At 40.0% G+C, this 23,931-nt stretch carries 14 protein-coding genes; 7 read left to right on the top strand and 7 right to left on the bottom strand.

Going from position 1 to position 23,931, the window contains the following annotated elements; genetic code table 11:
- The first annotated feature begins 7 nt into the window (after window positions 1–7).
- Window positions 8–12,511 carry a MuF-C-terminal domain-containing protein gene (locus tag ACFO6W_RS21035; protein ID WP_380000137.1) on the top strand — a complete coding sequence of 4,168 codons (12,504 nt, stop codon included), beginning with the start codon at window positions 8–10 and terminating at the stop codon, window positions 12,509–12,511.
- The gene (locus ACFO6W_RS21030) at window positions 12,508–14,472 is read left to right on the top strand and encodes a portal protein (RefSeq protein WP_380000135.1); all 1,965 of its coding nucleotides are present in this window, start codon (window positions 12,508–12,510) and stop codon (window positions 14,470–14,472) included. The genes ACFO6W_RS21035 and ACFO6W_RS21030 overlap by 4 nt, the downstream gene beginning before the upstream one ends.
- A 39-nt stretch (window positions 14,473–14,511) precedes the next feature.
- On the opposite strand, the gene ACFO6W_RS21025 is transcribed toward ACFO6W_RS21030, so the two are convergent.
- The 7 genes from ACFO6W_RS21025 to ACFO6W_RS20995 are packed head-to-tail and all read right to left on the bottom strand — an operon-like array spanning window position 14,512 to window position 18,639.
- The gene (locus ACFO6W_RS21025) at window positions 14,512–14,853 is read right to left on the bottom strand and encodes a hypothetical protein (RefSeq protein ID WP_380000133.1); all 342 of its coding nucleotides are present in this window, start codon (window positions 14,851–14,853) and stop codon (window positions 14,512–14,514) included.
- Window positions 14,854–14,892: 39 nt separating this feature from the next.
- Window positions 14,893–15,120, bottom strand: a complete 228-nt coding sequence (locus ACFO6W_RS21020; protein ID WP_380000131.1) for a hypothetical protein — start codon at window positions 15,118–15,120, stop codon at window positions 14,893–14,895.
- A complete protein-coding gene (locus ACFO6W_RS21015) occupies window positions 15,117–15,347 on the bottom strand; it encodes a hypothetical protein (protein WP_380000129.1) in 231 nt (76 codons plus the stop codon). Before ACFO6W_RS21015 ends, ACFO6W_RS21020 begins: the two co-directional genes overlap by 4 nt.
- A complete protein-coding gene (locus ACFO6W_RS21010) occupies window positions 15,344–15,787 on the bottom strand; it encodes a hypothetical protein (RefSeq protein WP_380000127.1) in 444 nt (147 codons plus the stop codon). Before ACFO6W_RS21010 ends, ACFO6W_RS21015 begins: the two co-directional genes overlap by 4 nt.
- A gap of 11 nt (window positions 15,788–15,798) precedes the next feature.
- Entirely contained in the window at window positions 15,799–17,889 is a 2,091-nt protein-coding gene (locus ACFO6W_RS21005) for a hypothetical protein (protein WP_380000125.1), read from the bottom strand.
- On the bottom strand, window positions 17,852–18,352 hold the full coding sequence (locus ACFO6W_RS21000; protein WP_380000123.1) for a rhomboid family intramembrane serine protease: 501 nt from the start codon (window positions 18,350–18,352) through the stop codon (window positions 17,852–17,854). The genes ACFO6W_RS21005 and ACFO6W_RS21000 overlap by 38 nt, the downstream gene beginning before the upstream one ends.
- The gene (locus ACFO6W_RS20995; protein ID WP_380000121.1) at window positions 18,349–18,639 is read right to left on the bottom strand and encodes a hypothetical protein; all 291 of its coding nucleotides are present in this window, start codon (window positions 18,637–18,639) and stop codon (window positions 18,349–18,351) included. Before ACFO6W_RS20995 ends, ACFO6W_RS21000 begins: the two co-directional genes overlap by 4 nt.
- A 221-nt stretch (window positions 18,640–18,860) precedes the next feature.
- Here ACFO6W_RS20995 and ACFO6W_RS20990 point away from each other — a divergent pair, with 221 nt between their 5' ends.
- From ACFO6W_RS20990 to ACFO6W_RS20970, 5 genes are all read left to right on the top strand, one after another.
- Window positions 18,861–19,658 (top strand): hypothetical protein, encoded by a 798-nt coding sequence (locus ACFO6W_RS20990; protein WP_380000119.1) that lies wholly within the window; start codon window positions 18,861–18,863, stop codon window positions 19,656–19,658.
- A 17-nt stretch (window positions 19,659–19,675) separates the two neighbouring features.
- Window positions 19,676–21,088 carry an SU10 major capsid protein gene (locus ACFO6W_RS20985; RefSeq protein WP_380000117.1) on the top strand — a complete coding sequence of 471 codons (1,413 nt, stop codon included), beginning with the start codon at window positions 19,676–19,678 and terminating at the stop codon, window positions 21,086–21,088.
- A gap of 69 nt (window positions 21,089–21,157) precedes the next feature.
- Complete coding sequence (locus tag ACFO6W_RS20980) at window positions 21,158–21,646, top strand: hypothetical protein (protein ID WP_380000115.1); 489 nt, start codon at window positions 21,158–21,160, stop codon at window positions 21,644–21,646.
- A 32-nt stretch (window positions 21,647–21,678) separates the two neighbouring features.
- A complete protein-coding gene (locus ACFO6W_RS20975) occupies window positions 21,679–22,389 on the top strand; it encodes a hypothetical protein (RefSeq protein ID WP_380000113.1) in 711 nt (236 codons plus the stop codon).
- Window positions 22,376–23,851: a hypothetical protein gene (locus ACFO6W_RS20970; protein WP_380000111.1), complete on the top strand. Its 1,476-nt coding sequence runs from the start codon at window positions 22,376–22,378 to the stop codon at window positions 23,849–23,851. Before ACFO6W_RS20975 ends, ACFO6W_RS20970 begins: the two co-directional genes overlap by 14 nt.
- The last annotated feature ends 80 nt before the right edge of the window (window positions 23,852–23,931 follow it).

Raw genomic sequence — 23,931 nt, 5'->3', positions numbered from 1 at the left:
ATTTATTATGCCTGATTTTAATGTATATATAAATAATGAGGGTGCATATAAAAAAGTACCTAGTGGACGTGAGCGTGAATTTATGTCTAAATATCCCGGTAGCAGGCAAACTACACAGGAAGAAATATCCGAATATGATAAAAATAGATATGCCGCCGGCATGGCTGGAGCTTCAGCGGCAATATCAGCTAACTCAACCCCGCGACAATCGAATATTCAAAAGCAAACTGATACTCCGGTCGAAAAAACTCCTGTGCAACAGCCTGACGACAATGTTCCTCAGGATTATGCGGGTATAATGGGCGGGGCTATCGGGGGAGCTACAGCACAAGGAATTCAATTTGCACAGCCTGAACAAAAAAGCGATCCTTTTGCCGGATTTTCACCTGAGCAAAGATTCAACCTTGAGTATGATATATATAATCAACGGAAAGACTGGTTACGTTCAACACAAGATAATCCGGATTATACGCCTGAACAAAAACAGGCAATGAAAGACTATTTCAATACGAATTATCGTGTATCGGACAGTTCGATAGAGGATAAGGATTTGCCGTTAGCGGCTAGACGGTGGTTGAAATCTAATATGGTAGAAAGGCAGATACCCATGTACAATCCAAGTATAATGGGTGGTGGTATGTATCATAGAACTGTAAATGAAAATACCCCCGAACAATCAGAACTTATCAGGGATTTCATCGCCAATACAAAATTCGGACAGGATATAGCAAAACAGGAAAAAGATTACATCCAGTCTCTTGAGAACAGCATTAAAGAGAATGAACTTAAATTAAAGGAGCTCGAAGAAAAGAATACTCCTTCATGGCAGGAGATATTTGGAAACAAGATGCTAGGAGGGGCAACTCAGTCATCGGGGCAGGGTGTGACCGATGAACAGATTACCCTTAGTACTGTGAGGAGACAGATCAATGAGCAAAAGAATCTCATGAAGGCAATTAAGGAAGGGGATACAAGCATATTAAACCAGATATTCGGGGAAACTGTACGCGGAGGCGGAGAAATGGGAATGGATATTACTACCCTGGGAGCCTTTCAGGCTGCCAACTCCATGAATGACTGGTTTGCCGTAAATCAGTTGCAGAAGCGGATAGAAAGCGGAACGGTTACTGATGAAGATAGATTGCTCATGTCTGCCATGTCTAACAACCAGGCATACCAGGATATCATGGGAGACAGGCAGACTACGGCGCAAAAAGCTACAAGTTCAGTTATGGGTTCAATGCCATTTATGGCAGGTTTTGCAATTACCGGTGGACTTGCCGGAAGTATAACGCAAGGCGCTAAATCAGCAGCTCAAACAGGGATAAAAAACATAGCAGCCAATACTGTCAGGCAAGGTACAAAAGCAGCTACGGCCCGGATTGGAGCCCAACTAACTAATGCAGGACTTAATGTAGCAGACGCGGTTGGTAGAAGCTCTATAATAGCAGCGATAAACCCTCATACTTACAGGGATATGTTCGACAATATGACGGGGCAGGTTACATACGGCTATGATGCGAACGGTAAACCTTATTATCTGGGTAATGCAGAACAGATGGGTTTTACAAATGCCCTGTTAAATGCATTCACGTCAAATACAATAGAGAATGTATCTGAGTTTTCCGGTGGAGCTATAAATCAAGGCACATCGGCCCTGAAAAGATTATTATCCGGAAATGCGGTCGAAGCCGGGACAAAGATTGCGGGATCACCTTTTAAACAACTGGTAACGGATTTCATGCAAAAGTCAGGGTGGAATGGTATTCCATCCGAGTTTACAGAAGAACAGATCGCTACTATACTACATTCATTCTTCGAAGACGGACAGGCTAAATGGTCTGACCTGACAGACCCGAATCAACAGTTTATTACATTCCTTACAACACTTTCAATAGGAAGTGGGGCGGGCCTGGTAAGCTTTGGGGGTGACAAGATAATGAAGTACGGGGCTCGCAGGTCATATGATAAATCCGTAACCAACTATTACTCTCATTTTCCTGAATTATCCGGCAAGGAAGTTAGCGACATGAGTATTCCGCTAACAACGCTTACTATGTCCAATGTTCCGATTATTAATAAACAGCAGGCTTTACATGACATACTTAATAATAATTCATATAGTGCTGCACAGAAGACAGCGGCGATAAACATGTATAAAGCTTCCCTTACTTACGATGCTTATCAGGGAGCCAAGCAAGGCCGTATAGATCAGTCTAAACAAACTGTATCCGACATGGTTAGGGATAATTCTACGACTAGTGGCCGCGTCATTACCATAAGAACAAAATTATATCCTGAAGAAATAAACCTGACTGGGGATAGTAATATTGTATTAAATGAGGATGGAACGGTGAATATCCAGGAAACGCCGGATATACTCTACTATAGCGACCCTTCCGATGGCAAACGGAAGCCGATTTCCAAGAATGATATACTTGAGGTATTATCCGATGAAAGTTCGGAGGATCTGATAAAAGAAGCCGGGAATATAGTCCAGCAGCAAATAGATATTCAGGACGCTAATGACGAAACAAGGGAATACCAGCAGGGAGAGACAGTACGTGCGAATGTAAATAATATTCCTTTATTCGGAGAAATAGCAGGAATGGATCAGTCCGGTAATTATCTGCTTTCGGTAGAAACACCACAAGGAATTCAGCAAATCGCCATACAGCCAAGCCAAATCATAGACGAGGATAATATACAGGGTGTGGATAATGGTTCACTGGTTGAATACAGGAATGAGAGAGGCGAAACGGTACAGGGTACTGTCAACGATGCTTACGGTTTACGTTCGCAGGGCATGATAGATATCGACGGAAATGTTGTGCCTGTTGAAAATATTATCGGACTGACAAATCAGGGGGCAGTTAGTAGTCAACAGGCACAACAAAAAACTGATAATTTGCAACCTGAAATCTCGAATAATGAGGGTTATACGCTGGCAAAACAAAGCAATGTGTCAGAAACCGGCGCGGTAACAGCAACAAGTATTGCGGATAATATTATAAATGGTGATACTCAATGGAATGCCGAAGAAATACAATTTCAGCAAAATTATCCCCAGGAGATAGAGAATATACTTAAAGAAAGATCAGCGCAGTCTGAGCCTGATCTGAATGCAGTCATAGCTAACGCCCCTAAACAGAAAAACGGAGAGATAGATTATGATGCTCTCCTGGAACAAAGCCCTGCCGATTTTGCTACACTGTATGAGAATGAAGAAGGTCCGGAAGAAACGCACAAGGAGCTTATCTCCGTGTCTGATAATATTGCGAAAAAGATACAATCCGAACAAAAGAAGTTAGACAGTGCAGATAGTATCAATAAAAAGAAAGCGTCACGCAAAGCCATTTCTGAATGGCAGATTCGGAAAGAGGCTATAGATAATGTGATAAGGGAAAGATACGAAGTTAAATCAAATAATACTGAAAATGAATCAGAAGGTAGCGTTAGTGATGAACAGCTGGAGAAAGGACAGCAAACAGGTAGCGGAACAGATGTTCAGGCTGGAGAAGATACAAGATCCGGAGGAACTGATAGAAGCGTTCAGCAGTCTGTCATCGACATTGATACAAGCGAACAACCTGCCGGAGCATCCTCAACTAACGGAACTGCTGGAGAATCAGTTGAAGATGTATTACATGATGTGGGGTCGAAGGAATTAGGACAAAATGAAGTGTCGTTTGATGAGGCTATTGATAAAATATTCGCGGGAGATGCGGAAGGATTGAAAAGAAAACATTTTAATGTAGCCCTAACTCCTGAATTTATGAAAGGACTAGGTATTACAGGCGATAAATTTACGATGTCGTACGGTGTAATATCCAGGCATATAAATAAAGATGCCGACCATACATTAACTCCTGAAATATGGAAGCAATTGCCTGAAGCTATAAAAAATCCATTTGCTATTACTCGAAAGACGGATAAAAAAGACGGTTACCGACTTTATACAACTATAGATACCGATAATGGATTTGTCGTTGTGGGCGTGGATGTTAAAAAAGCTGGAAGAGATATTGATGTAAATGCGATATCCACAGTATTTAACAAGGAAAAGGGGATAAGCGGAAATGAAGAAGTTTTGTATGAGAGTGAAATGATAACCCCTCAACAAAAGTCAGTTCTGGCGAATCCCAATTATCCGCAATATACTTCTGATGAGGGATTATCTGATAGTCCGGTAATGGACACTGAGAACCGCATATCTGAAACAGCTGTAAATTCTCCCAACTCTACCGGACTATCTTCTGGCAACAAAGATAGTAAAGTATCTGATACTCCGAAAACTATTGAAGATAAAATTGCACAGGCTGAAGCTGAAACAGATACTAACCCTACTGAAGCCCAGAAAGAAGCCGGGAACTATAAGAAAGGACATGTAACTATACAAGGCTTTGATATCTCCATAGAGCAGCCAAAAGGCTCTGTCCGTAGTGGTGTAGATGCTACCGGTAAGAAATGGAGCGTCACGATGAATAATACTTACGGCTATATTCGTGGTACTGAGGGTAAAGATAGTGACCATATTGATGTGTTCTTGGGCGGTAATCCTGAGAGCAATAAAGTATTCGTTATAGACCAAGTTACTCAGGATAGCAGCTTTGATGAGCATAAGGTAATGCTGGGTTTCGATTCCATAGATGAAGCTAGGGAAGCATATTTATCCAACTATGAAAAAGGCTGGCAGGGATTAGGCAATATCACGGAAGTAGATGTGGAAACATTCCGTAAATGGGCAGAAAGCGATACAAAGCGTATCAAACCGTTTGCAGAGTATAAGGAGATACAAAATCAGCCAACAGTAAACAGTGAGCAGTCAACAGTAAACGAACAACCGGAGACTCAAGAAGGCTCTTCTCCTTATGGTGCATCTAATACGCTTATCTCTTCCGAACAATACGAAGAATTAAGAAAAAGAATGCGGGACAAGCTCAACAATCTGAATATGGGTTTTGATCCGGAACTGTTTACCATCGGTACACAAATGGCAATGTACCATATAGAAGCCGGAGCGCGTAAGTTTGCAGACTTCGCAAACCGGATGATAGAAGACCTGGGTGATAATGTCCGCCCATATCTCAAATCGTTCTACGAAAGTGCCAGGTATGCTCCAGGTATGGAAACATTGTCCAAAGAAATGGATAGTTTCGATATAGTAAATTCCTTTGATGTGGAGAATTTGGATACCCCCACGAACACGAATGATGGTAAAACAGGCATTCCTGCTATGACGGAAGAACTGTTATTGCCTGAATTGCAAAAAGAGGCCAAAAGACGCGGGATAGATATCGGAAGCACTATAGATGAAAGTAATATACGGATGCAGTTCATCGGAGAGCAGGGAGCCGCTAACCTGGATCAATACGAAGAAGCCACAACGAGACTTGACAATCTTAATATTGCCCGTGATATGGAAACGGCAGAGAAGGACACTAAAGCAATCAAGCTTGCTACCGGATGGGAGCGTGGTGCGGATGGCAAATGGAGGTATGAGATACCTGACAGCCATACTACGCAAGCATTTAAAGATTTAGATACAAGTGAGTCTATTCCATTAGAAGAGGCTTTGGTTGACAAAGCATTATTCGAAGCCTATCCTAAGTTGAAAGATGTTAAGGTTAAAATAGTCGATACCCGGTTAGAGGCAGGTTCATGGAATTCTTCAACCAAAACAATTGAATTATCAGCATATATCCCTGCATATAAAGATGGAAAAATGCAATCTGGTGAACTGTTCGATATCAATGCTATCGATGAAGGATTCAGGAATGTATTGTTACATGAAATACAACATGCCATACAGGATATAGAAGGATTTGCTGAAGGGGGCAATACATCTACATTTAAAGATGATTATCCTGAAATATTACGCTCGATAGAATTTATAACAAATACTAAATTTAAGGGTGGGCGCACCATTGACTTATTCAATCAATTATCAGAGACGTCTAACGGGGACAGGTCTTTAGCTCCTATTAATTTTTATGGAAAAAAACTTGACTCGCTTGCTCAAAAATATGGTTATGCGGATCGTTGGCAGTTGTTTGATGATATGGATAATACAAGTTCGTTTATCAAATACCGTAAGTTGGGAGGAGAAGTTGAGGCCCGTAATGTTCAATCCCGAATGAATATGACTCAGGAAGAACGCCTTAATACCTTAGCCTCCGAAACGGAAGATGTTTCCCGTAAAGATCAGATATTCATTCGTGATGGGATAGAAGGAGGAATTAAAGCTATGCAGGCCTCCAATACCCTTGAATCCGTAAACAATACCTTTAATCAACAATTACAACAGCAGATAGATGGTACATTGCCGAAAGGGCATACTTATTCGCTGGGCAATCCTTCTTCTATATTGCAAAGCGCGGGAATACCGGATTTGCCTATAGAAATGGCGAGCGCAAGATTGTTACATAAATCAAATCAGGAAAACCACCCGTTCGATTTATCAGAGGTTAAAGACCTACCCAGAGCTATACACAATCCATTGGCTGTATTCCGTAGTGCTACGCATATAGGAAGTAATGTAATACTCACAGAACTAAAACAAGGTGGTAAAAACTTTGTAGCAGTAATAGAAACAAATAGCAATAGGGGAAAACTTGAAGTCAATAGTATTCGAAGTATCCATCCAAGGACAACAAATAATATAGCTAATTGGATAAACGAGGGATTGATGGATTACGGAAACAAGGAAAAACTATATGAATGGTTGGGTGAAAAAATAAAATCGAGAAGCTATTTAAACAGCAGTAACCCCGCTGACGTTAAAAAACTCCTCGATTCTGCCACAAATATAGTCCAAAACTTTGAAAATACAAGCGCAAGGGAATATATTTCTCAATCTCCTTTCAAAACGATTACCGCTAAAAAGTTCAATGACCTGATAAAAAAGCTAAAGAAAACAGGCCTTGCAAAGAATGTGATTGTGGATAAGGTGAAGATGCGTGAGTATCTAGATAACCTGGCTGGTAAAGAAGGCGCAGAACGGTTCATGAGGCTATGGCATGGCAGTCCGCATTCGTTCAAGGCTTTTTCTACAAGTTTCATGGGTACGGGAGAAGGAGTACAGGCTTTCGGCTGGGGTTTATATTTCACGGAACGCAAGGATATCGCCAAATGGTACGCTGAAACCCTAAAACCTGAAAAATATGTAGAAAATGCTACCATTAATCAACTTGCAAAGGAAGCGTTAGAATCTGCAAACGGAGATGTAGATGAGGCATTGAAATATCTCCGGAAAATACTTCAGGAAGATTGGAGCGACAAGAAGCGGGTAAGAAAAGAAATAAAGATACTGGAGACAGGAAAGCTGTTACCTGAGGGTAAGACAAACCTATATGAAGTAAATGTAGATGATGACCTGAACTTTATACGGTGGGATAAGCCTCTGTCGGATGAACAGATGAATATCATAGACAGGCAACTGGAAAAAGAATTCAATACTACATTCCCAAGGGATTTCAGCAAAAATTTAACCGGAGAGAGTGTATATTACGGTCTGGACACCAGAATCTTTAAAAGCAAGGCGGATACATCCAAATTTCTCCTTCGGGCAGGCTTTGACGGTATTCAATATCCGGCTCAAAGCACATTCAGGCCATCTGACGGGGAAAAAGGCTTTAACTATGTTGTATTTGATGATGCCATTGTCGAGATAGTGGATAAGATAAGGTTCATGTCCACCCCTCAGGGAGATATTTACGGATTCGTCACTAAGGATGGAGGTGTTTACCTCGATCCGGATAAGATGAACGCAAATACTCCTGTACATGAGTTCGGGCATTTATGGAACAGCTTTATTAAAGCAAATAATCCTGAATTATGGGCCAGGGGGAAGGAGCTTATAAAGGAATCCCGGTATTTCAATGAGGTATTTACTGATCCCGCATACCGTCATCTATTAAAAGGTACAAGCGCGGGGCAGGTAAGTCTTTCGGTAGAAAATAATGATTCTATTAATAAACCTACTGATGAAGCTATAGACAGGATTGCAGACGAAGCTCTCGCAAGGTTTATTGGAAACAAAGGAGAATCTGTGTGGAAAGAACAGCAGGATTTATCTCTGTATGCCCGTGTGAAAGCATATCTTAATGATGTATGGAATTCTATTAAAAAAGCCTTCGGTTTCTCGTTCTCTGTGAATGTTGAGGATATGACGCTGGAGGATTTTACAGACAAGGCTGTAAAAGAATTGCTGGGGGGTAAAAATATTGTAGATTCGAAAAAAAGCGATAACTTTGAGAAAACTAATAGCACCGGCAATGTACGATATAACGAAAAGCAAATACTGGCCGCAGATTCAGAAGCATCAGGAGAAAATGAAAAAGGCCGTGGAAGAAATGCACAAGTCGCCGCCCGACTGGGAAGCTATAGACAGGCAGATAGACGAAATGTACAAAGACCACAATCAGGTAAATCCGAACAGGAAAAATCCTTAAAAGAATACGCTGAACAGGAAGGCATATGGATGGATGAAAAAGAGATAGCATCCAATGCCGCAAAGAAAATGCCATCCGGTAAAGAAGCGGATGTTTACCTTAATAAAGATGGCAAAACGGTAACTAAGGTAGTTAACTATTCCAAGTACAGCGACACTCCAGCTGACTTTTTAAATAACCGTATTTTATTATTCAACCAACTATTTAAAGATACTCCGTATAAAATTGTTGGCTTTACTGAAAACGATAAGGGATTTTCCTTTGTTGTGGAACAGCCATATATTAAGGGTAAGTCGCTCAATAGTCAGGTTACCTCCATTAAATCCCTTACCGACCAGCAAAAGAGAGTTGAAAATTATATGAAAGACAACTTCGGGATGAATCCTTCCGGGCTTGATGCTTTCAGTAACGGGGAAGTAACTATAGAGGATATCCATCTTAAAAATGTAATGGAAGGTGAAGATGGGAACCTTTATATAATAGATGCTATACCATCGGAAGTACGGCGAGACGCTAGGGGACAGATAGTATCCGAAATGGAGCAGATAAAGCAGAGTTCGGTTAATGACGGTACATTTATGCTTGCCCCAAATGGTAAGCCTACTAACCTGGATGAAAGGCAATGGCTGCAAGTACGTACCGCTAACTTCAAAAACTGGTTTGGTGATTGGGAGAATGATCCGGAAGAGGCAAGTAAGATGTTGGACAACAACGGGGAACCAAAGATATTCTATCATAGAAGCCCGAATATATTTACCGAGTTTGACGCAACCAGAAACGGACAAAATACAGATGCAGGTTGGCTGGGTGACGGATTCTATTTCTATGGAGATGAAAGCGAAAGCTACGGTTATGGGGATAATAGTATAGAAGCCTTCCTTAATATAAGGGAGCCATATTATGCAACGAATGAAGAAAATTTAGAATTATCAGAAAAGAATGACAGGGATGTTTCCATTGAATTTTCCGATAATCTAAAATCGGAGGGCTATGACGGTGTGTATTTTAATGGTGATTTTAGGGAAGAAACTGTTGTGTTCGATCCTAATCAAATAAAATCTGCTACCGAAAATACAGGAGATTTCAGCAGTGAGAGTGAAGATATAAGGTTTCAGGCGGTAGAGGATATAGCGGAAGATTTAAATTCCGGTATAAGTAAAGAAGATGCAAAAAGACTGGATAAAAAATTAAGAAGGGATTTTAATAAATTCAGGGAAGCGTACTTCGACAGATGGTTACCTACTAAGATATTTCTCGATACATTACGTAAGGCCGGTACCAGGATAGATGATATCGATGATTATCATATGCGGGTAAGCTCTACGGGAAGTAAAATTAAGGCTCAATACGATGCATTCGATAAAACATACATGAAGCCATTGTCAGTTAAGATAGCCGAAATAGAGAAAAAAAGATTTAGCCTGCGGGATATCGAGAATTACGCGATACTTAAATTCGGCTCTTTGGAGCGCAATCCGCTGAAGAGGCGGGAGGCTATAGATACATATAAGGAACAACATCCTAAAGCAACTGAAAAGCAAATAGCTGATTTTGAAAGCCGTCTACCGAATGACTATTCCGGTGTGGCAGCCGTAGAGGAAGAGGTCGGGACAAGCGCAGAAGCTTTCATATCTGAATTTGAAAATAAAGCAGGCGATAAACTTATAAATGAATTCTGGGAAACAAAAAAGAAGAGTACCGATTATATATTGAAGACATTGTATGAATCGGGAAGGATCTCTAAAGAAGAGTATGACAGGCTGAAACAACAAAGGTACTATATACCTCTCCGCGGACACGACCAAACAGTAGCAGAGGATATTTACGACTATTCCCCATCTATGGGCACTTATATGTCCGATCCGGTGAAGAGAGCTAATGGGCGGGTTTCCAGAAGTGAATCTCCGTTCGCTTATATAAACCAGATGGGAAGCAGCGCTATTAAATTCGCAAATTGGAATGACCTGAATAAATCATGGTACAGGATAGCCGGAAAAGATAAAACAGGGCTAATAACACGCGATAAAACGTGGTATATGCAAACCGGAGTAAATGCAGATGGCGAACCTGTATATCAAGCCACAGAACCAGAATATTCCGAAGATCCGGAAGTGTACGCGAATAATATCAAATCGTTTAATAAACGCATGTATGAACTTTCGAAAGAAGGCAAAGCGCATCAGGGAAAATTCGATCTGGGATTATTTACAACACCAATACAGAAAGAACAGCATACGATACCGGTATATGTGAATGGTACGGAATATTCAGTATATATTAATGCCAATCCTGCGGTGAGTCGTGCTATAAAGGGCATAAATACTATAGAACACAAGCGGAAAACAAATACTAAACAATACGGGCGTGTATTGAAGTTTTTGCACAAAACGGCAGATGCAGCAGAAAAGGCCCAAAACTGGAGGGCCCGAAATGTAACTTCACGTAATCCGAATTTCATTGTAACAAACTTTGAACGGGACTATCTGTTTTCCAGCACGATACTAGGTGTAAAAGAAGGAGCTAAATATGCACTTGAATTCCAAGGAAATATACCGGGTTCATTCATGGCGCTACAACGGTTTATCCGTGGAAAAATGGATATGTCGAATAAATATGACCGCCACTTGTCTGATTTTATACTCCAAGGTGGAGAAACCGGTTATATGCAGGCATTGGAACTGGATAAGATACAGGGAAATATAGAAAAGGATATTAAGCGGGAAATCAGGGGATATCCAAATCTTTTGGAATTGATGAAATATGTGCCGGATAGTATCGATGCCATTAATAAAATAGCCGAAAATCTGTCCCGTTTTTCTGTATACGTCACAAGTATAGAAAATGGCCGATCGGTTTACCGGGCTATATCTGACGCGAAGAATGTAACTGTTAACTTTAACCAGACCGGATCAGGGCAAATGGGTAATGATTTCCTTAGAAGATATTACATGTTTGTGAACCCGGCTTTGCAAGCGGCGTATAACCTGGCAGGCGTAGCTGTTAAGAATAAGGCGAGAATGACAGCAGCTGTAGCCGTATTCGGTAGCCTTTCATATCTGGCATCTTTACTGGCTTACGCTATAGGCGGTGATGACGGACTGGAAGAATACTACAACCTGAGCGACTGGGATAGGCAGAATCATCTTTGCATCTATACGGGCAGCGGATTTATAAAATACAGCTTGCCCCATGAATTACGCGTATTTACACGCATGGGTGATAATTTTATGATGGCTTGTGAAGGACGGCAAGATGCTTTGACGGCAGCCGGTAATAGTATCCTTGGATTGGTAGATCTATTCCCTGTAAATCCGCTGGGAAGTGATGTTGGCAATATTGAAGATATAGGCGCAAAATCATTGGTTAAATTAACCCCTGACCGCATTCGTCCTTTCTTTGAACTTGCGATAAATCAGGATTTTGCCGGAAATAGGATTTATAACCAATATGCGAACGAAAACGCGCCAGGACACAAACAGGCTCTTACGAATAAAAAAGGCGAATATAAAACCCCGGAATGGATGGTTGATTTATCGAAAGCCATAAATGATATAACCGGCGGGGATAATGTAGAACAGGGACATATAGACTATAACCCAGATAAGGTATACCACGTGTTTAACGCGTACCTTGGGGGGCAGTTCACTTTCGCATCACGACTGGCCGATACGGCAGACAGGGCGGCAGACCCCGAAAAAGAAGTAAAGGTAAGGAATACTCCTCTGCGATCATTCTATATATCAGAAGCGGATATTGAAGAAAATAACAGCTACCTGAATAATAAATACTATAATATATCGAAAAAGATTGAAGCGGCCGATTATAAATATAAACAATATGAAAAAGAATATCCGGACAGCTTTGACGGTATAATAAAAGATAAGCCTGAAATCGAAGAATATTCATATCTTAAAGATTATGTAAACGACATAAAAAATGAGGAGAAATTGCTTAAAGAGTTAAAAGGGCCGGAACTGAAAGAACAGGAACAATATATTAAAGAGCTAAAGGAAGAATTAATTAAGGAATTTGAAGAAATAAATATAGACCGCAGATGAATCATAAAATATTCAACAAAAAAAAGCTTGGCATAAAAGCCGATAAAGCATCCGAAGTACTGAACAGCGTGCACTATGCCGATAACAAGGATATACTGCAAGAATGTGCCGCTTACTGGTATGATCTGAGGGAATTAAGGCATAAACGTAAACGTTGCGGTCGTTATGTATACGGCAAGCAGTGGGAAGATCTAATTCCTAATCCTGACAGACCGGGAGGATTTATAACCGAACGCCAGGCTATTATGATGCAGGGTAAAACCCCGTTACAGAACAATATGATACGCAGGTTCCTGAATTCTATTGTCGGACAGTTCAGGACGAATCAGACGGAACCTGTGTGTACGGTACGTGACAGCGATGAAGTAAAAATAGGCGAAATGATGACAATAGCCTTACAAGCTAACGAACAACTGAATAAGACTTCCGAGCTGGATGCTATAAACCTGTTCGAATACGCCATTTCAGCATGCGCATTTTACAAGATTAAGTATGACATAGTACCGTCCAATGGAATGCTTGACGGTATCGTACTTATAAATAATCCGGCGCGTATGTTCTGGAACGCGGATATGGAAGACCCCAGGGGATGGGATTTAAGGCATATCGGGGAAATACATGATTTAAGGATAGCTGACGTATTAAGGGCATTTGCGAAGAATAAACAGGATGCTGATTATATCCGGGGATTATACCACGGTATAAATACACGTATATCATCATCGTATGGAAACATGACCACTAAAAGAATCGATAACCTTGATTTTTATATTCCGCAGGATGATTATACATGCAGAGTAATAGAAAGCTGGAGATTTGAGAGCAAACAAAGGCTACGATGTATCGATGAAGCTGAGGGGTCTTTATACTGGGTAGATATAAATAAAGAATCCGGAATAAAAGCGGAGAATGAAAGGCGCATAAATGAAGCGACTGCCCAGGGCGTGGATATAGATGACGTGTTGCTGATAAAGTATGAGTGGGCTATACACCAATACTGGTATTACAGATTTCTAACTCCATACGGAAATGTGTTATCGGAAGGAGAATCCCCATACTGGCATAAAGGCCATCCTTACACATTTAATTTCTATTCTTCGTTCGACGGTGAACCTCATTCATTCGTAGAAGACCTTATAGACCCGCAAAGGATGCTTAACCGGATGTATATACTCCAGGACTTTATCATAAGCTCAGGGGCAAAGAATACGCTTATAATAGATGCAGATGCGCTGAATGGGCAATCTCCTGAATCTATAGCTGAATCCTATGTAAAAGTTGGTTCCGTTATTGTTATGAAACCTAAGACCGGTATTAAGATAAGCGAATCGATACACCAGATAAAGGCGGATAATAACAATGTAGGTACCTATGAAATGATAAACCTGATGATGTCATTTATGAACGACATATCAGGAGTTCACGGAGCTGCAAGAGGGGAGGAGCCAAAAGCTGGTACTGCTGCCAGCCTCTATGCACAGGAGGCGCAGAATGCGGCCACTAATGTAGTACACCTTATAAACTCATTCAATTCATTGCGCACAGACAGGGATATAAAACTAATGAAAGTGTTGCAGCAGTATTATGACTCCAGGAAGTTCATTAATACGGCCGGGGTGTATTATTCAAAAGAGTCGAAATATTATAATCCTGAAACCGTCCAAAACTCGGAGATGGATATATCACTTGCTCAAAGCACATCTACTGCTGCGTACAGGTCTGTCATGGATACATTCCTGTTAGATATGTTCAAAGGCGGAGCCATAACATTAAAGATGCTGCTTGAAAACTCAACACTGCCATTTAAAGACAGATTGCTACAGTCCGTAGAATCGGCTGAACAATCGGCAGAGAACGGGCAGATGCAGGGATTTTCTCCTGAAATGATGCAGGAGATACAGGGACAGGTAAACCCTGAAGCGATGAATATGCTGAGTGGTAATTTTATGCCTCAGGGATAAAGAGAGAGCCGGTATTAACCGGCTCTCTATATACGTTATTTATATGGATGATTCTTGTTCTATTATTTCGTTTATCCTGTTAATTTCTTTCTTGGATCTTATATAATCCATCCATATTCTCGAGGTTACCCTTTCATATACCGCATCTTTCGCATGGCCTATATTCACGTAAAATATCTCTGAATCGGATGAAAGGGTTTTTCCGTTTTTATGTCCGAATAGGAATGGACTTCCGTAGTAATCATTCCGGCGTTCTATCTTTACGGATATGCAATTTTTGTTAATTGATACCGATTCTACAAGAAATTCATGTATTCCATCCGCTAATGCGTCTATATACAGCGTATCTCCTTTTTTTAATTCTTTATTAAGTTTAAACATATCATTATTGTTTATTTGTGTAAATAATTATATAACATATTAATGCTTCCTTTCGACGTAATTCTTACAAACGTCCTTTGCCAGGCAATATCCATTTCCTGTCGGCGACACTTGGCATTCAGGGGCACAATATAGCATCCTTTTAGCCGCTCTTTTCCCATAACAACCTATTTTCTTTTTCCATGCGGACAGGTTATATGTTTCTAAAGTGTTTTTTTGTCCTATTTTACTGATATCGATTGTTACTTTCCAATTTTTCTCTGTCATAGTTTTATTGTTTTAATCATTATCATTATATCCAACATATTATCAACGCTTACAGGTATCTCTTCTACAAGCATTCCATCTATATGGCATGAGGCGTCATATCTCCCCGTTAATTTCCCGATAAAAAGTTTGATTTCGGCATATATCCAGGAGCGGGCTTTTATCCTGTCTTCATCCAATAAAAAGGAAAGCCCGTTCCTTCTACGTTTTACGGTATATATTTTCATTTCTTTTTCTTTACTACCGGTATTCCTACCCTGGCTTTCCTGAAAAAAGGCTTCAATAGTTTCTGCCAATTCAGGTAACGATCCCTCATCTCCTTTTTCTCTATCTCTGTAGGCGCATCCGTCCCATACCTTTTTGTCGCCGTAACGTAGAAGCACCGGTTCCTTATCTCCAGATATTTCATTCCGGGAGGCATTAACTTTTGTTTTTTCCGGATATCGATTTCATCGTTATTCAGAACCAACAGCCCCCCGCTTATCCTGTCTGGATATACAAAATAGCGTTTATCTCTGATGAAATGCTTCATATCGGCTAACTTTATAGCCATACGGAGCCTAAGACCCAGGATAAACAATAGCCAGATCTCTATGATCCAGTTTTTTGTAGCTATTAAAAATGTCATGGTTTCTAACCATACATTTGATTTGATTGATTTTTCCATAAATTATTTATTTAAAATGTTGATTCATTTCTGATTTTTGGTTGTTTATTATGATTTTTATGTTCATATGGAATATATATTTCGGGCATGGGAAAATATTTAAAGTCGTAACAGACATATACCCCTATTGCCGTAGACATTAATATATCGTCATGACAGCCCTCGATAGCTCCAAGTTTGCCGTCTTCTTTGATTTCGTACTGATCCATTTCGTTACAGCATTCCAGATCACGTTCATAATAACCTTCCTCACGTAACATTTTTGTCATATTGTCCATAATCATTGTTTTTGAGGACTCACCCGTATGGAATCCCCATTTAGGAGGTAAATTTTCCTTTATGCGTTGCGCCGAATTACGGCAATACAGATTATCATATGCGCCGCCTAATTCATCAAGTATGTATTCGAAGTGCTGGCCTTCCGTTTTTTCTGTTTCAAATGTATTAGATTCAAATACCAGTAACGCATTGTCATATATTGTAGCTATCATAGCTGCCAGCCACGCTAATAAGTCGTGATCTATATGCCCTCTCCATTGCGCTACTTTTTCCGGAACTCCGCCTATTTCAGTCATATATTTCCGGTCGAAAACGGTAATGACAGACCAGTCCGCTTTGTCGGATTTACCTCCGATATCGACACTTACGACATACCGACGACGTATATATTCTTTTGTTGGAAGAGCCCATACTTTAAGAAGATTATCCTCTTTATTCGGAACGCCTTCCAGTTTTTTTATAAATGAATTTTTTAGAAATTCCTTTTGCTTATCAGAATCATCGCATTCTTTAAGAAGCAGAGTAGATTCGACGGTAGCGTAAAACAATGGCTCTTTATTGAATTTACGCATGTTCTGTACCTGGTATATATCAAACTTACGCTTCCCGGAACTCTGAAATGCTTCGATATCATCGGACGGGAACTCCTGACGCATTCCCCATTCGTTAGGGTATTCTTTAGATTTATTCCTATACCAATTTATCTGCTCAAGCGTCGCCCCTTTTTCCCAAAGGTTATATTCATAATCTGTCATCGAGTTAATAAAATCAATGACATTGTCTATTTTTACTGCATTGTTTTCAATATCAAACCATGAAATAAATACGGGAGTCATATTATTTTCTCCTGATTTAGCCCTTAGCCATTCCCTATGAAAAAGATTACCCACGCCCTTAGCCGTGCTCTCATAGACAACTATAGAATCAGCTACCATAGGTATACCGGAAGTAACCGAATTTAATATATCCTCAGGGGTTTTTCCTTTTGTTACTTTCCAAATTCCTATTTCGGTACAATGCGCCATTACTGTATCTTCCCCGCGTACACCATCCGGTTTTTCGGCACTCCCTATAGTGATACGGCAGTCGGGACCTTCTATGATAGATGTCTTTGCCGATTTTTCATATGGCCGCATCATCAAATAATTTACATTATCGACCAATTCGACAGGTATGTATTTTAAAATCTTAGTATACATGCCCTTTACAATTCTGGCTGTATTTTCAACATGCGCACATATTGTACTATTCCATTGCCGGTGATGGAATAGTTGCATCCATGCCATATATAACTGTACAAGCGTGGAGCCGCCCCATTGCCTGGCTTTTAACAGGATTATCCTGATGGATTTCCGCCTGAGCCTGAATGATTCCAATACTTTTAAAAGTTTGCGCTGTCCTCTGTTCAATATAAATGGGATATCCCCTTCTATAACAATATCCTGTCCGGTAAAAGGGTCTTTTTTGGGTTTAGGTTTTATTTTGAAATAAGAAGCTGCTGTGTATTCAAAATCCGTCTTAATCCTTATTTTCTCGACTGCTATGATTATTTTCCTTACATTCTCCTTTTGTGGTGGTATATTTAATTTTTGCAGATAAGCGAATATGGAACCTTCTTTTTCCAGTGACTTTATGAGGTCATGACAAAGCATTTCTTTAGGTGCATAAAAGAGAGGAATAGGTAAATCACTTATCCTTAAAGGAGTTCTTTCTACGGTATTCGATCCTGCACCAATATAAGGGTTATACTGATCTTCTTCCTGCCGTAAATCCCTGTTACGTTTTTTATTCTCTTCCCTTATGTATGACGCTGTCAGTTTCATTAAAAATAGACTTAACTATATATGCTAAAAATCCCAATGAGAAGCCTAATAAATGGATTAATCCATTAATACCCGGCAGTAGAAAACCTATAGTTATAGAAGAAATAACTAAAGTGAAAAACGGAATAAACTTATACGGAATGGTTATTATAGCTCCTGAGCGTATACCACATAATATATAAATCAATCCCGATGCTCCTATGGTAGGCTCCGGCATAGATGACAAAAATGCGATAAGCACAGAGCCCGGATATAATAGAAGAAATAATCTGTCCTTTATATTTATTGATCCATATATGAAATAAAAAGACATCATATTCAATGATAAATGAATAAACGATTTGTGAAATACCATGTATATAAAGAATGTATATACCGGACTATTATCTGAATACCCAGCCAAAAGGATATCGACAGGCAAAAAATAAACAATTATGCATATTATTATAAAAATATATTTCATCTTATTTTTATTTGTGACGCATATTGCGCCGTTATATAAAATCCGGGAGCCTCATTATATATCACATAATTTATACCTTCAGATATTTTACTGTCCGGATTATTTATCCTCCATTCCAGAAAAGCATTGAACATATCGAAATACATCTTGCGCCTTTCCATTCTTTTGTGCTGCGGAATATAGCCTTTCATCATTTTATTTATCATTCTTCCAGCTTCATGCTCAGTTATGTAATATCGGGGAGCCGGCATATTTACCGCTTCATTCACGATATCTATCCTTTTCATAAATCTGGCTTTTTGTCCATATCTACGAATCACTTCTTTGTAAGCTAAATTAAAATCCCGATCCTTTATTTTTTTAAGCGTACACATATTATAAAAAAATGATTCTGCTGTAAAAATAATAAGAAATAAACATAAAAAATTAATTTTTCAACACTTTTAAATACAATTATATATAACAAATTTGTAAAGTAATACTTTAAGTTTTATATAAATTATAAATAATGGAAGATGAAGAAAAAGTAATGGCTGAGGAAGTAGTCACCGAACCGGAAGAACAACCGTTAAGAGGACGTTCCAGAATGATGGATTATCTGAAATCAAATAGTCCAGACATGATCTTTGAAAGCGATGACGATGCGATAGACCATATACTCGACAGATACGGAAAGGTGAACGATACAAGTAATAAACTTGCGGAAGGAGTAAGGAAGAACCCCCGGAACGCAGCCCTTCTCCAATCTATTATGTCCGGAAATAATATGTTGCCGGACATTGTGAAAATGTATGGAAAATCTATATTGGAGCTTGATCCCGAAAGCGAAGAATTTAAAGAAATAATTCAGGCAGAGGACGAGCGGATGAAGTCTGAACAGGATGCATTTGATAGAACTGCTAAACAGCAACAAGAATTTGAAGATAACATATCTAAATCGGAAGAAGTCTTCAAAGCATTTGCCGAAAATAACGGCATGACCGAAGAGCAGTTTTCGGAATTTCTGCAATGGGCTTATGATACTATCTATATGCCTGCATTTTCAGGAGTGTATAGTACAGAAGGACTGGAGGCTTTAAAAAAAGCATATGACTACGATACAGACGTAGACAGTGCTATAAAAGCCGGAGAAGCGAAAGGACGTACCCAGAAAATAGTAGAAAAGGTGCGTAACGATAATGGAGGGGGAGACGGAGTTCCTACACTGGGAGCCACAAGCGGCAAGCCTCAGAATAAACCGGAAGAAAGAATTTCTACACCAAGGAAAAACGGAAGCTGGGGAACAAATACGGAACTAATTAAGTAACATTAAATTATAAAAAAATGAAAGAAATTTTTAAAAACTATTTTGGAAAGGGAGGGCTGATTATTTTGCTACTTTCCCTTGCATGCGCTATTATCGGAGTGACCGATGCGGGCTCCGTACATGCGGCAGAAGGCATATTCACACCGAACAACACAGGAGCCGATCCAAGCTCTCCCGGAGCTGATAATCTTGGAAAGCATGTAGCCGGGGAAGTCAGTGTCGATACCGGTAAAAATGTCCAATCAGAGCTATTAAAACCGTTTTATGATGATGAGATAATAAAAGTAAGGCCGGATAAAGCCATACTTGATACTATGCTGCGTCATATGACCCCACGGAATACGAATTCCATAGAAGCAAAATGGGGAAGTGTTGATATAAAGCCATTCGAGACATTTGCGACGAGTGCTTATACACAAGTAACAACCAGTTCGACAGCTGTGTTAACGGTAGACAACCCTATTATATTCGCAAAATCCAGTACAATACGTGTAAAAGGTGTATATGGATACGACGAATCAGGTACTGTGCGTAGTACAAAGGTATACCTGCAATTGAGAGTAAAAAGCATCGCAGGAAACCAGATCACTGTATACGCGACCAACGGGGGAGCATTAACGGGTACAGCTCTAAGACCTAAAACACAAAAATTCATACCTTCTATCCCGGCAAATACGAAACTATTCCGTTTGGGACGTGCGGCCACTGAATTTGACGTAAAAACACCTCCTACATCTTCTTATCCTACGATAGACAATAACTATGCGCAAACGTTCATGTGCCAGATAGACGTTTCGAAATGGTACCAAAAACAGGATAAGATACTGGACTGGGAAAAAGAAGATATGAATGAGGCTGCTATCTTTGAATGGCGTATGGAAATGGAAGGCTCCCTGATGTATGGAGAGAAAGGTATGACGTATGATGATGATCAGAACGTAGATGTGTATACATGTAACGGTATCACTAAATATATGTTCAAAGAGTACGAATATACGACGTTTACTAAAGACGATTTCGTGGACATGCTCGAATATATATTTACTAAAAACAGCGGATCTAAGAAACGCGCTATTTTTGCCGGTTCCAAGTTTATATCCAATGTAAGTAAAATAGACTGGACATTGTACAAAGATATTACAACAGGCACAGACGTACAATGGGGTATAGAGTGGACTACCATAAGAACAAACTTCGGTACACTATATCTGATCCATCATGAATTGCTGGATTTGTACGATGACGCAGAAAATGCCTATGTATTAGATCCTGATTACCTGTATAAATATATATGGGAAGCAAGAACTACAAAACAATATGACCAGGAGCAGCTTGGTGTAAGGAAGTCGGACACTACCGTTAACTCGGAAAGCTTCTGCGTAGGATTGGGATATCCATCCTGCCATTGTAAAATAATGAAAGCAGCTTAATATAATTTAAAAGCGGAGTTATAGTCAATATCATAGCTCCGCTTATTATCATAATCAAAATTAAAAAACATGTCAAAAATAACTATAGTCATATTCAGGCTAAAAGGATTGATGAGCCTCAGCCAGAAAGTAACGCTCGATAATGGTAAAGGCGTGCGTATAGAATATACAGGAGGATCAAACAACGGTACTTCCATTATCGGAGGACGGTATATGTCAAAGGATCCTCTTGTGATAAAAGCCATTAAGGCATCTCAGCGATTCAAGGATAAACAGATATACGTTGAAAGCGAGACAGAGGAAGATGCACCTGATGAAGAAGGTACAGAGAGCCTCAGCCAGAAAGTAACGCTCGATAATGGTAAAGGCGTCGGCGTTCCTCAAAATCCGGATTTATACTCGGAGCATGTGTCCAATCAGCAGCAGGTGCGGGAATTTATGGGTTCAAAAGGCGTAAGCCCTGAAATATTAAATAATGCCCTGACAGCTGAAAGCCTGGTTATTCTGGCAAAAGAAAATGGGTTTAATTTCCCGAATTGGAGAATTTTCAATGAATAATGACTATAAAGGATCTTATATATAAGGTTAAGGTGAAATTACAAGAGCTAACCCCGTATGGTTCGGGGTTAGCTGTACTTGATCCCGATTCGTCAGTGATTACTCCTTTGACTGACGGGTTGGTTGTCCTTGACCCTGAAAGATACGACAAACCAGTAGAGATTTACATAAAAGAATCCATAAGCGAAGCCTACGACCTATTAATAGAATTATCACCGGGTGATTTACTTCCGTCCAAAGAATTATCGCCGGAAGATGCTCCTATAGATATTGTAAAAAATCAAGACGGCAGCGGCTATATAAAACTTCCGGAAGATTTTCATTCACTGAAATTATTCAAAATGAGAGGCTGGGAGCGCCCGGTTAGTAAAATTATTACCTCGGACAGTCCGGCATATATGAATCAATTCAACCCTTATTTACGGGGCGGCGTATCATCGCCTGTATGCGCTGTTATAAAAACAAGCGAGGGTAAAAAGTTAGAATACTACTCACTTCCTAAAACATACAGAGAGCATAAAATTGATTTCGGTTATTACATACCAAAACTAACTATTGACATGGATAACGAGAATAGCCAGATACTGGAAGATATAGACAGCAGACTTATTCCTGTATTCATTTACCTTATAGTCTCGATTGTTCAACTTATTTATGAGCAATCCGAATTATCCGACAAAACAAAACAGGCAGCAATAGAAAAATTACAATTAATAAAAATTGCAGACAATGAGCGGATTTAATAGAATAGACAGAAAAGACCGTGTTCCCTTTCAGGATTATAAAGGCGCATACGGCTCTATATATGATATATATGAAAGGTATCCGAAAGGATATTACGGTTGGTTTGCTTTTGTTCAGTCTTTAAAGACATTCGCATACTGGGATATAGAAGAAAGGGAGTGGAAAGGATTAGATCCATCGAATATGTATACCCGGTTTATGACCCGGTATGAAGTTGTAGATACATTATTTAATCTGAAACCAAAGGGTAATGTCGCCGTAGAGGCATTAATTGACCAACAATTTACTCTCCAGGGATTGGAATGTATGAAGCCCGGATATGAGATGCGTATCATAATTAAAAATGTATCTCAAAATCCCATAACCATATCGCTACCGACAGAATCGCCTATTTTTAATGATTACGGAGGATCAATTATATTGCAACCTGATGAAATAACTGAATTCTCATTGTGGTGCTATTTCAAAGATAAGTACAGGTTATCTAATGTAGAAAGAAAATCAAGGGACTATACCGATGCTGTAGGTGAAAATGTATTACAGGATGCTAATAGCTACACCGATACCAAACTCAACCAATCCGTCCTCTCCGATATCTCCATAGACAACAACCCTACAACAAAACGTCTGCAACTGAATGAAACATCTAAAAACCTGTTATCCGGAATAACAAGTAATACAAGCAACGTAATACCAAACGCTTCCGAAGTACAGGATGGGGCCATGCCGAAAGAGAGCTTCCAACAGATAGGCATAAATACGGCGGATATTGCAATTATAAAAGGGACGGGACGTGCAGCGGCTAATTTGGGAAACACTCCTACACAGCAGCAGCTTACCGATGCATGGACAGCCATAAAAGGCGCAGCCCCTTTGGATAATGCGACCGTCGTCAATCTCGATCAGGACGCACCGGCCGGTCACGCGTGGACTTATCTGGAAACATCCCCCGGAGTATTCGAATGGATAGACAGGGGAACGGATACAGTCAATCAGGCGGCGACAGATGTGCTGGGGCTCGTAAAAGGCGTTGCGGCGATAGCGGGTAACGCAGGTAAGGTATTCGTGGAAAACGACGGCTCTATGTCGGTAGTAGGTTGGGATGCGCTGGCTGCATCCTTAGCTGATGCCCTGCCTTATATCGCATTCAAGTTAGCTTCCCAGTCGCTCACTTCCGTAGCAAATATCCCGGCTACAGCTTCATACACATTATGCCAGATATCCGCCAGTGCAACAATGTCGATAGCGAATATCAGCAGTCTTAAATCCTGCTACGAGATGGTAATAGAGGTTGAAAATACAGGAGCGTCCGCCATTACACTTACACTGCCTACGGTAACAGGGTTAAGGAACAATTACGGTCAGCCTACAGTAAGCATTCCGGCAGGCAAAGTAGCGGAAGTGAATATTTTGTGCGGGATAACAGGAAACTATAGCATGAGAGTAGGAGATCCGAATTAATAACCAGCCAATAGCTAAAAATATGAGACGAAGGACATACTCCAATAATGATTCCTATTATGAAGATACAGCCGGCATAC

This window comes from Dysgonomonas termitidis (assembly GCF_042654545.1).
In the GTDB taxonomy this organism is placed as follows: domain Bacteria; phylum Bacteroidota; class Bacteroidia; order Bacteroidales; family Dysgonomonadaceae; genus Dysgonomonas; species Dysgonomonas termitidis.
This window is presented reverse-complemented; position numbering and strand designations above follow the sequence as displayed.

Excerpts from the sequence above, each read along its gene's own strand:
- ACFO6W_RS21035 (WP_380000137.1), top strand. The coding sequence starts at position 8 with ATGCCTGATTTTAATGTATATATAAATAATGAGGGTGCATATAAAAAA.
- ACFO6W_RS21000 (WP_380000123.1), bottom strand. The coding sequence starts at position 18,352 with ATGAAATATATTTTTATAATAATATGCATAATTGTTTATTTTTTGCCT.
- ACFO6W_RS21030 (WP_380000135.1), top strand. The coding sequence starts at position 12,508 with ATGAATCATAAAATATTCAACAAAAAAAAGCTTGGCATAAAAGCCGAT.
- ACFO6W_RS21010 (WP_380000127.1), bottom strand. The coding sequence starts at position 15,787 with ATGGAAAAATCAATCAAATCAAATGTATGGTTAGAAACCATGACATTT.
- ACFO6W_RS20980 (WP_380000115.1), top strand. The coding sequence starts at position 21,158 with ATGTCAAAAATAACTATAGTCATATTCAGGCTAAAAGGATTGATGAGC.
- ACFO6W_RS21020 (WP_380000131.1), bottom strand. The coding sequence starts at position 15,120 with ATGACAGAGAAAAATTGGAAAGTAACAATCGATATCAGTAAAATAGGA.
- ACFO6W_RS20995 (WP_380000121.1), bottom strand. The coding sequence starts at position 18,639 with ATGAAAAGGATAGATATCGTGAATGAAGCGGTAAATATGCCGGCTCCC.
- ACFO6W_RS21015 (WP_380000129.1), bottom strand. The coding sequence starts at position 15,347 with ATGAAAATATATACCGTAAAACGTAGAAGGAACGGGCTTTCCTTTTTA.
- ACFO6W_RS21005 (WP_380000125.1), bottom strand. The coding sequence starts at position 17,889 with ATGAAACTGACAGCGTCATACATAAGGGAAGAGAATAAAAAACGTAAC.
- ACFO6W_RS20990 (WP_380000119.1), top strand. The coding sequence starts at position 18,861 with ATGGAAGATGAAGAAAAAGTAATGGCTGAGGAAGTAGTCACCGAACCG.
- ACFO6W_RS21025 (WP_380000133.1), bottom strand. The coding sequence starts at position 14,853 with ATGTTTAAACTTAATAAAGAATTAAAAAAAGGAGATACGCTGTATATA.
- ACFO6W_RS20970 (WP_380000111.1), top strand. The coding sequence starts at position 22,376 with ATGAGCGGATTTAATAGAATAGACAGAAAAGACCGTGTTCCCTTTCAG.
- ACFO6W_RS20985 (WP_380000117.1), top strand. The coding sequence starts at position 19,676 with ATGAAAGAAATTTTTAAAAACTATTTTGGAAAGGGAGGGCTGATTATT.